Origin of the sequence: Streptomyces sp. NPDC018000, from assembly GCF_044328025.1 — a bacterium.
Classification (GTDB): Bacteria; Actinomycetota; Actinomycetes; order Streptomycetales; family Streptomycetaceae; genus Streptomyces.
In genome coordinates this window covers 1-3270 of record NZ_JBIRGM010000058.1, presented here as the reverse complement: position 1 = coordinate 3270, position 3270 = coordinate 1, and the positions used below count along the sequence as shown (strand labels likewise).

The 3270-nt window shown below is 68.4% G+C and carries 3 protein-coding genes; 2 read left to right on the top strand and 1 reads right to left on the bottom strand.

All coding sequences use genetic code 11. The features are described 5' to 3' along the window. Positions 1-755: 755 nt before the first annotated feature. Complete coding sequence (locus tag ACH4EW_RS32390; RefSeq protein ID WP_398263134.1) at positions 756-1055, bottom strand: hypothetical protein; 300 nt, start codon at positions 1053-1055, stop codon at positions 756-758. Between the two features lie 940 nt (positions 1056-1995). Between ACH4EW_RS32390 and ACH4EW_RS32385 the strand changes: the two genes are divergently transcribed. Then, positions 1996-2700, top strand: a complete 705-nt coding sequence (locus tag ACH4EW_RS32385) for a hypothetical protein (protein ID WP_398263132.1) — start codon at positions 1996-1998, stop codon at positions 2698-2700. Then, on the top strand, positions 2697-3143 hold the full coding sequence (locus ACH4EW_RS32380; RefSeq protein ID WP_398263130.1) for a MarR family transcriptional regulator: 447 nt from the start codon (positions 2697-2699) through the stop codon (positions 3141-3143). Before ACH4EW_RS32385 ends, ACH4EW_RS32380 begins: the two co-directional genes overlap by 4 nt. The last annotated feature ends 127 nt before the right edge of the window (positions 3144-3270 follow it).

Genomic DNA, 3270 nt, shown 5'->3' with positions numbered 1-3270 from the left:
CCCGCGGAGCGGGTAGGAGCGCGCGGTGCGCGCCCTAGAGAACGCCCCCGCGATGCGGGGGCGAGTGACGGAGTGTTACCACCCGCCCCCCCGCGGGGGCTCCGAGGGGCTGGCCCGTGGCTGCGCCACGGGTGGCACGGTCCGCTGCGCTTCCCGTGCGAATGCTGGGGAGCGCGCGATTCGCGTACCGCTTGCGGGTCGTGAGGGTCCGTCCGCTGCGCTCCCGAATGCTGGGGAGCGCGCGATTCGCGTACCGCTTGCGGGTCGTGAGGGTCCGTCCGCTGCGCTCCCGGACCGGGGCCCCTTCGGGGCCTGGCTGGCTACAAGATGGGGTGGCTCGGGGCGGGTTGGATCGTGACTGACTGTGCCTCATTCTGACGGCTGGCCAGACTCTGGAATGAGCCTGCATCACCTCTGAGGCAGCATGTACCGTTGGCGGAACGGCGTGACACCCCCTGTGCGTCCGCGTGAGGCACTGTGGTGCGGCTTGGGTCGAGGAATGCCCGGATGGGTGCGGGATCGCCCGAGGCGCGCTTCTGTGGCTTCTCGGGGGTGTTGAGGGTGCATCACCCTCCAGGCTGTGTGGGAACTGGGATTCTGGCCCACCACCCCGGGGCCCGGAGGGGTGAACAGACTGTGTTTACCCCGGGGCGCAGCCCCGTACGGACCCGAGCGGACACTCTCCGCCCCACACCCAAAACAATGAGTGCCCCGGAACGAATTCACGCCCCGAGGCACTCAGAGAAAAGACAGGATTACACGCTGGATTCCATCGCCGCTTTCACCTTGTTAACGGTCGTCGCCGACCGCCCGGCAAACTCTCCGACCCGGCGCTGCGTCCACCCCCGGCCGAGGCCGTAGCGGATGCGGGCGCGGGACTGCTCATCGGTGAGCATGACGGGCTCGACGCCGGGACGGACCTCGGCGGGCAGGCCGGGGAGCTCCCAGTCCTTCACGGGGCCGGCGGGCTTGGCAGGCGCAGGCGTCGGCTGCTCCCGCTGCTCGGTGTCGACGCGGGCGGTGACCCGGTTCGGGGCGGTCTGGGCTGCGGCCACGGACGCTGTGGCGTCCTTGCGAGTGCCGAGCTGGCTGTCGGCTGCTGTCGCACGGGGGTCGGCCTGTGACGCGACAGCGGGGCCGCTGTCGGCTCCAGTGCGGGCCTGCGGGGCCGAAACCCCCGTGCGAGGGGCGGGCGCGACAGGCGCGACAGGTACACGTACCGGAGCAGTCGGAGCCGCGGGCGCGGCGACCGCGGGGTAAGAACTCTCGAACCTGAGACAGCATCACCCGCCATGGGATAAAGCCCCACGACAGCGATCCCGCCCATCGCCCTCTCACCTCATGACAGCGGCCCACCCACTCACAAACAACCGCTGACCAGCCCAGAAACACCCCGCCCCAGCACACCACCACCGACTCTCACCACCACCGACACCAAACCGAGAAATCGTACCGAACGGCCCCCAGGGCCGGACGGCGGAACCCACCACAGAGGCCGGCCCCGCCTCTTGGTGCTTGTCCGTCACGGCCGGTACCACCCGAGACTCAGAGCCGCTGCTGCCGCTCACGACCCGCACAGGGTCACCGGCCCCGCACGCGAAGCTGCGTGAGCCCCGACGGGGTCCGGCAGCCGGTCGGGGGCAGACCTCAGCCACTGATATATACGGAGATCAAGAAACCGCAGGTCAGAGCGTTGCGAATCGCGAGATACGTACCGGCTGAGGAGACACAACCCGGTCGATGTGTACCGACTGAGGGGGCAGATCGCGCCCTCAGTATCAACCAGAGGCGACACGCTTTCGTGTCGGGTGTCAAGTAGAGGCGACATTGGCGACGGATGTGTCTGGAGTGGAGACCGTCCGGCGAGGTGGGGGAGATCTGTCCCCACTGGGGGGACACAACTCGTGCGGCATGTCGTGTCGGAGCGACATCAGTGTCAAGCGCAGGTGACATACTGCTGCGCGTCGGTAGATCAACAGCTTGGAGAGCAGCCTCGTGTCGACACAGCCGCAGCGCCGCCGTACGAGCGTCCGGGGAGCGCCCCAGCCGAAGCTGCCGCTGCCCGATCCGGCTGATGCCTGGGACCGGCCGCTACGGCCCGTCAAGGACCTGGACGACGTCGCCCGGGCCTACCCCGGCCGGAAGCTCACGCTGGACAGCGAGCGCAAGCCGCTGGAGTTCTACGGACCGCCAGACGAGCCGAACGCCTTCTCCATGGACAGCCTGGAGTTCTTCCTGGTCATCGCGCAGTTCTTCCGCGAGGCGCTGCCGCTCCGGCTGATCCTGCTGATGATCGCCTGCCAGAAGGCCGGCGGGCGCATCCCCCTCACCCAGGACGAGATGGCACACGTCCTGGACGTCGCGCGCACTAAGGTGAACGAGGCGCTGCAGGAAGTCATGGGCCACGGGATCGTGTTCCGGGTGAAGCGCGGCGTCTACCAGTTCAACCCGCCGTACTCCTACCGGGTTGCCGAATTCATCCCGGGCACGGAGACCACGGACGCGCAGTACATCCGGGTCGACCAGCACGAGACCATTGCCAAGATCCGCACTGACGAGAGCCTGCCCGACCTGGTGCGCTTCCCCTCGCTGGAGCGGATGCGCCAGGAGATCGAGCGGCTGCGCGAGGAGCGGGCAAAGATGCGTGCTGAGCGCCGCCGGAAGCGGGTACAGCAGAAGGAGAAGGAGGCCGAACAGTGAGCGGTCTGCATTTCGCCGCAGTGAACGCGGAAGGCATCGTCGCCGACCTGGACCTGCTGCCCGCGGCCTACCGCGTGCTGCTGAAGATGCGCGCCCACAGCGAGCCGGGCGGCCGAATCGAAGTCGACCAGGTCACCCTCGCGCAGATGCTCAGCCTGAGCCGGGCCGCCGTGAACGCCGCGCTCCGCGACCTGGACCTGGCGCAGCTGGTGAAGAAGAAGCGGGCCGGCGTCTACCAGCTCAACCCCATGCTCGCCGCCTACCTCTCCCCCGAGGACGCCATCGCCGCCGTCAAGGCGATGCCGAAGAACGAGCGCCTGAACTCGCCGGGCTTCGTGGAGCACTACCGCACAGCCGTCGCCGCCTACCAGGACCAGCTCGCTGAGAAGCGTCGGCGCCGCGAGGACGCCAAGCGCCGCCAGAACCTCAAAGCCGTGTCCTGACCCGGCCATCCAGTCGACATGACGGCGCTGCCCCCCCCCATTACCTTCTTGATCAGCCCCGCAATGGGGTTCCCGGCCTCTGGGACGGCATGACTGTTCCCCCCTGTAGTTCGCATGATCTGGGGGG